Origin of the sequence: Vibrio sp. Sgm 5 (assembly GCF_026241575.1) — a bacterium.
Taxonomy (GTDB): domain Bacteria; phylum Pseudomonadota; class Gammaproteobacteria; order Enterobacterales; family Vibrionaceae; genus Vibrio; species Vibrio jasicida.
This window is the reverse complement of record NZ_JAPHPY010000045.1, coordinates 41,980-48,437: the sequence shown is the minus strand read 5'-3', so window position 1 is coordinate 48,437 and position 6,458 is coordinate 41,980. Positions and strand designations below refer to the sequence as shown.

5 protein-coding genes are annotated in these 6,458 nt (G+C 42.3%); all 5 read left to right on the top strand.

Translation table 11 applies throughout. The features are described from left to right. Window positions 1-487 precede the first annotated feature (487 nt). From OQJ86_RS20590 to OQJ86_RS20570, 5 genes are read left to right on the top strand one after another with little or no spacing between them, the layout of a single operon-like run. Complete coding sequence (locus OQJ86_RS20590; protein WP_265989860.1) at window positions 488-1,021, top strand: fimbrial protein; 534 nt, start codon at window positions 488-490, stop codon at window positions 1,019-1,021. A gap of 57 nt (window positions 1,022-1,078) precedes the next feature. Next, a complete protein-coding gene (locus tag OQJ86_RS20585; RefSeq protein ID WP_265989858.1) occupies window positions 1,079-1,819 on the top strand; it encodes a molecular chaperone in 741 nt (246 codons plus the stop codon). Window positions 1,820-1,845: 26 nt separating this feature from the next. Further along, complete coding sequence (locus OQJ86_RS20580) at window positions 1,846-4,305, top strand: fimbria/pilus outer membrane usher protein (protein ID WP_265989856.1); 2,460 nt, start codon at window positions 1,846-1,848, stop codon at window positions 4,303-4,305. Window positions 4,306-4,307: 2 nt separating this feature from the next. Further along, the gene (gene stbD, locus OQJ86_RS20575; RefSeq protein ID WP_265989854.1) at window positions 4,308-5,657 is read left to right on the top strand and encodes a fimbrial usher protein StbD; all 1,350 of its coding nucleotides are present in this window, start codon (window positions 4,308-4,310) and stop codon (window positions 5,655-5,657) included. Continuing rightward, the gene (locus OQJ86_RS20570; RefSeq protein ID WP_265989852.1) at window positions 5,623-6,354 is read left to right on the top strand and encodes a fimbria/pilus periplasmic chaperone; all 732 of its coding nucleotides are present in this window, start codon (window positions 5,623-5,625) and stop codon (window positions 6,352-6,354) included. The genes stbD and OQJ86_RS20570 overlap by 35 nt, the downstream gene beginning before the upstream one ends. Window positions 6,355-6,458 lie beyond the last annotated feature (104 nt).

The following is a 6,458-nucleotide window of genomic DNA, read 5'->3' as shown; positions in this document are numbered from 1 at the left end:
GGCTACGACGATTGATGGGTGTAGCCGATCAGATCGTAGCTTCTAGATTTAGTTCCATCGATTTAAGCAACAAAGCCTACCTTTCCTGTAGGAAATAGGTCGTTTTTACTTTACGGGGATAAATTGATAAGTCTTTTTCTGTCATATGGTTAGACTTTAATAGTGATTTTATTGGGATTTTAGAGGTCGTATACTTTCCAATTATAACGTAAGAAAAATCTGAGTTGGAGTTGAAATTGTTTTTTTTTAATTTAGTTTTGATATCTTTCTATCGTGTTTTATCAGTTACATTAAATAATGCCAATATATAAAATGCAACGAGTTAGTACTTTATAATCAATGTTTAAGAAATTGCTAATTACCATGTATTGAAAACTGGAAAGTTAAACATCAGTTCAAAACACAATGTATGAACTCAGTTAACAAAAATAGTTAATGTTAGTTCGGTTCTTGTTCTGTTCAAACAAATAGGATTAATGGAAATATTATGAAGCTCAATAAATTAGTTTCGATCGTAGGTTCATGTTTATTTACGTCTTCTGTATTAGCAGCATCGGCGAATACCATCACTTTCCAAGGTGAGGTGACAGATGAAACATGTACAGTTTCAGTTAATGGTGAAAATTCTTCTCCAGTTGTGCTTTTGGAAACCGTGCCAAAGTCAGCGCTAGCAAGCAATGGTGACACTGCTGGTGCAACGGAATTTGAGGTCTCTATCTCTGGCTGTACTGGTAATGCTGCGGGTGTGCCAAACATTTCAACAGTGTTTGTCGGCAACCAAGTAACAGGCAACGGTAACCTCGGGAATACGGGCAGTGCGACGAATGTAGAACTGCAAATTTTAGACACGACTGGCTCTGCGATTGACCTCAAAGGCGGCTTTAAAGGTAGCAATGATCTTGCACTTGCCGCTGGCGAGAAAGCAAACAGTGCGACGTACAAAGCTCAGTACTACGCAACAGGTGCATCAACAGCAGGTACAGTAAATGCGTCACTACAGTACGCAGTCTCTTACCAGTAAGTTGTAATTGGAGAGAGGCTCTGTCCTCTCTCCTCGTTGTAAAGTGATGAGGTGATAATGTTTTTACGGTTTTGTGTTGTCTTTATCACGGTAATAATGAGCTTCTTTGCGAATGCCAATATTGTCATGACGGGAAGCCGAATTATATATCCAGAAGGTGAACCGTTCGTTAACGTTTACCTAAAGAACAAAAGCAAAAATGTCTTTATGGTTCAATCTTGGTTTGAGAACGAAGATGGGTCCAAAGCGACACAAAATGATGTGCCATTTGTTGTGTTGCCACCATTGGCGAAAATTGAGCCACAACGGGGTCAAACACTAAGGATAATCAAAGGGGTAGAAAAAGCACTTCCCCAAGATCAAGAATCAGTTTTTTACTTTAACTTCTTACAAATTCCGTCTAATGCCGCCATCGCTGAAGTGGCAGCAAGCAGCAATAAAATTGTGGTAACAGTAAAGCACAAAGTGAAGTTGTTCTACAGACCAAAGCAAGTAGTTAATTACAATAGAAATTGGAAAGAAGACTTTCAAGTTCAGCTCATAAATTATCAAGATGGAATCGCAAAGGTTAGACTTAGTAATAAGCAACCGCTGTATGTATCTTTGTCTGCAAATATGTTCATAGAGCATCTGGGCGAAAAGTGGTTCTCAGAAACTAAAATGATATCACCAAATTCATATCAAGATTTTACGTTCAAAAATGTAAAAGTTAAAAAAGGTGATAAAGCCGACTTGTTAATAACAACGATCAGTGACAAAGGAGCATTAATACCTAAGCGTTATTCCATTCAGTTTTAAATATTAATTTAGCTTTAGTGAGTAATATGTTGTTCGTCAAACGTTCGTATTTTATTTTTTCGCTTATTGCTGTAATGCCTACTTTAGCGAAAGAGCTCGCTTTTGACCCTTCACTATTCCATGGCGATGTGGATATTCAAAAGCACATGTTATCTGGCGATGCATTAAATGGTTACTCGTTTGATGATGGGCACTTAGTTGATTTGTATGTCAATGGCGAAATGGTTCTCCAAGGGAGTGTTGTTTCTTCTCGTTTGAATAAGAGAACTGAGCGCAAAGAGCCTTGTTTTTCTGCCCAACAACTCAAATTGATCGGGCTTAAGTTGGATGACAAAGCGAAAGCAAATCTTGGTTGTCAGCTTTTGTCTGACGTCGCACCAATGGTGAAGTGGAAGTATGACGAATCAAGCTTTCAAATGAATTTGGATATCCCACAAGCGGCGATGGAAAGTAAACCTCGTGGTTACATTGATCCAGAAAAATGGGATGAAGGTATGACGGCGTTGTTTGTGCGCCATAACACGAACTATTACCACAATGAGTACAAACGCGCAGAAGACAGTGATTACCTTTACAGCAACTTAAAAGTTGGGATGAATCTGGGCTTGTGGCAATTTCGTCATGATGGTTACTTTCGCTATTTGGACCATGATACAGAATATACCTCGTTGAATACGTACGTTCAGCGTCCTATTTCTTCAATCCACAGTTCATTGTTGCTTGGCGAGTCGTATACCAATGGCTCCATTTTTGGCAGCTTATCATACAGCGGTATTAAGTTATCAACGGATCAGCGCATGTGGCCGCAAAGCCAGTTGGGTTATGCGCCGGAAGTTCGAGGTGTTGCTGCCACTTATGCTCATGTAGTGATTAAACAGCAAGGCAAAATCATAAAAGAAACCGACGTACCACCCGGCCCTTTCGTTATCAGTGATTTGAACGATACCAAAAGTGATGGTGAGTTAGAGGTGGTCATTCAAGAAGCTGACGGTAGCGTAAGTTCTTTCAACGTACCTTACTCCTCGGTGTCTCTCTCCGTACGCCCTGGACAAATCATCTATAACACGGTTCTCGGTGATGTTAGAGGGTATGAAGACGTTAGCAATTGGTTTGCTGAAGGCTCTATCCAGCAAGGTGTAAACAACCGGATCACGCTTAACTATGGTTTGCGTATGGGGAAAGATTATCAAGCGTATCTGGCTGGTGGTGTCGTTGCGACGCCAATCGGTGCATTTGGCATGAACAGCATCTATTCATTTGCGCGTGTGTATGAGGAAGAAGAATACCAACGTGGGTGGCAAGTCGAGATGAACTATGGCCGCTCGTTTGATACTGGCACCAACTTTTCATTGCTCGCCTACCGTTATTCTTCAGAAAACTACAAAGAGTTGGAAGACGTTTTGGGCTTGAGAAAACAGCGAAAAAACAATAGCGATGAATATCAGTCTCAAACACTCAATCAAAGAAACCGTCTTACTTTGTCTTTGAGCCAATCATTGGAGAAATACGGTACGGTTAACGTTAGTGGTTCTCTAGTGGATTATTACGATGGTGAAGAGAGTATCGATTACCAAGCTACCTACAATAATCATTGGAGAAATGTGTCTTACAATATCAGCGTAGGACGTCAGTTTTATCACGAAGAGTTTGGCGAAGGTGATTATGAAAATACCGTAGCATTGAGTGTGTCACTTCCGTTCGACTTCTATGACCGTTGGTCGACGTTTGGGTTTAACTATACCCATAGTAAATCGAGTGAATCAGCGACGGCCAATGTATCGGGGACGCTCGGTAAAGATGCGCCAGTTTCTTATTCTGCCTACGGGGGGCGAGAAGGGAATAGCAACACTTACGGAGGAAGTTTGTACACTAGAACTCCTTATGGTGGCGTTTCGCTTTCTTCTGCAAATGGCGATGATTACAACCGTGTTTCAGCGGGTATTTCAGGAACGATGCTTGTGCACGATGGCGGTGTCACCCTAGGTCCTTATACCAATGATTCATTTGCTTTAATTGAAGCGAAAGGTGCGAAAGGTGCCAATGTAATGAATGGACAAGGTGCAAGAATCGATGACTCTGGCTACGCGTTATTGCCTTCGTTGATTCCTTATCGTTATACCGATGTGTCCTTGAAAAATAATGGGTTAAGTACTGGTGCGGAAATTAAAACCGGTAGTCGGAAAGTCGTGCCGTATTCTGGTGCCGTCGTAAAAGTGAAGTTTGAAACGTTGAAGGGAAAAGCAGTGCTGATCAATACCGTGCTCGATAAAGGGGGGATTCCTCCAATGGGCGCAGATGCTTTTGATCAGCAAGGGATAAAGATCGGCATGGTTGGGCAAGCTGGTCAGGTGTACGCCCGACTAAAAGAGACCAATAATGAAGTGATTTTACGTTGGGGGGCAGGGAATGAATGCAGCATCAACTATACCCCGCCGAAATCGGACCGAGTACTTCTCTTAACCGAACAAACCTGCATGATGAGGTAATTATGAAATATTCAATATGGAGCCTTTGCCTATCTATCTGGTTTGTGAGCATGTCTGCTTTTGCTACCTGTACAAAGTTGAACACAACGAACCAAGGTTATTTATCAAGCGAGGCAATCAATGCTGGTTATTATGTAAACAATAACTTTACTGGTGCTGCAGATGGGTACTTTGGAAACTATGGTTTACCTGGGGTAATTAATATCAACAGTGGCAGTCTTTTTCAGCCGGATGGCAGCGTTATTGCGACTTCAACGGCTTCGTTTTTAGGCTCAGCAAACCGAACGCCTTATGGCGATAAGCAGGTTTTATTTCGCTGCGACTTAACCGATAAAAACGATCTTTGGGAGTATTACTCAACAAACGGAGACGACAACTATGCTGGACGAAATGAAGTTCCGAGCATTTCAGGAGCATACTATTCTGACTATCGTTATGCCGCCTTTCGTCTGACTAATCTTGCAACAGGTGAGTACTATTCCCGCTATTGGAAAGCGAGAAAGCTTAACCCTGATGACATGTTTCAAGACAGCAATTACATCTATGTACACGCAGGAGTGTTCAGTGATGTCAGCGTAGAAGTCATCAAAGTAACCAGCGGGGCGGGTAATTACGGGTTGAACTATGGTCGTTTTTCTCCCACTCGTAACGGTGTACATGGTTATATTGCATTTAAAGGTGGCGGTCGAAGTTCTGGCTTGACTGTCGGCTGTGACCATGGTGGCGGTTGTTACAGTGGATGGTATGGAGATTATCCGGGGGCATGGGGGTGGGCGAATCAGCTTACGTTTATTCGTGGTGCGTTTTGTCAAGTTTCAGATTACACACCGCACGTACTCTTCCCTACGATGACTGTCGATGCGCTAAATAGTGGTGAATCATCAAGGTTGGCGTTTAGCATCGGTTTACTGTGTGAACTTAATGCTGCATCTGGCACCACATCTAACACAAGTACCAGCCTGACAGCGACACGTCCGATTGCGATCGGCTTATTGGTGAACTCTGCCAACGCAGTCAGTAAAGCTGAGCAACTTGGGCTAAAAACATCTGCGGGCGGTTTAACGTATTTGTTAAGCAATGAATACGGCAATCCAGGCGTAGCTCAGGGGGTCGGGATCAGAATATACGATAACTCTGGGTCTCCAATGAATCTGTTGCCTAGTCGTACGACTGGAACGGGTAATGCTGGCGGATGGTATGGCTTTAAAGAGGTCACACAATTGGAATCATCCAATGCATCTTCTGAATCCTACCGAGGTCACTTTACGGCTTCTCTAGAAAAACTCAGTGGTGAAACTGTTACAGCAGGAACTGTGTATGCCCAAGCGCAAATCATTGTCAGCTTTCAATAAGTTCACTTGGTTACTTCTCAGTATTGTTTTGGTTTTTTCGATGTCTTCTGTTCATGCTGCTGTCGATATAGATCGAACTCGTATTGTCATCAATGCCAATGACTTAGAAAGTGACTTTACCCTCGCGAATTCTGGTGAGGATAACGTACTTCTTCAATTATGGTCGGACAAAGGTGACCTCACTGTTTCTCCATCGGATGAGGAGACACCATTATTCGTTATCCCTCCTATTTTTAAAATGGCGCGGGGAGAAGTGCGATCAGTACGTTTGTTACTGAATCGAGCTGATTTAGATTTTGAGGATCGTGAAAACTTACTTTGGTTAAATATCTTTCAAGTGACGCAGGTATCCGAAGAGGCAATCACTGCCAATACTCAGCAGATTATGTTGCCTTTGAGACTTCGTTTAAAGGTGCTTGTTCGTCCAAAAGGTATCGAAGCCCCAGGAAAAAATGCGTATTCACAACTGCGTTTTGTGCGCGCAGGAGAAGGTTTGAAGGTGGTGAATCCGCTGCCTTGGTTTGCAAATTTTTTATCGATCAAAGTGGGTGATGATATCCATGAAAGAATCACCATCGCACCTTTTTCGAGCGTCAGCTTACCGCTAGGTCAACGTCTAAATTCACAACAAGTATATTTCGACATCATTGGAGATGACGGAAATACAACAAACTATAAAACTACCTTAGTTAATTAGCATTTAAGTGGTGGATTTATGAACTACAACTTTGAAAGGGAGTGTAGTGGTACGGTGAATTTGGCCACCTGATTAAGAGGTGATGTATGATCATCTCGATACTA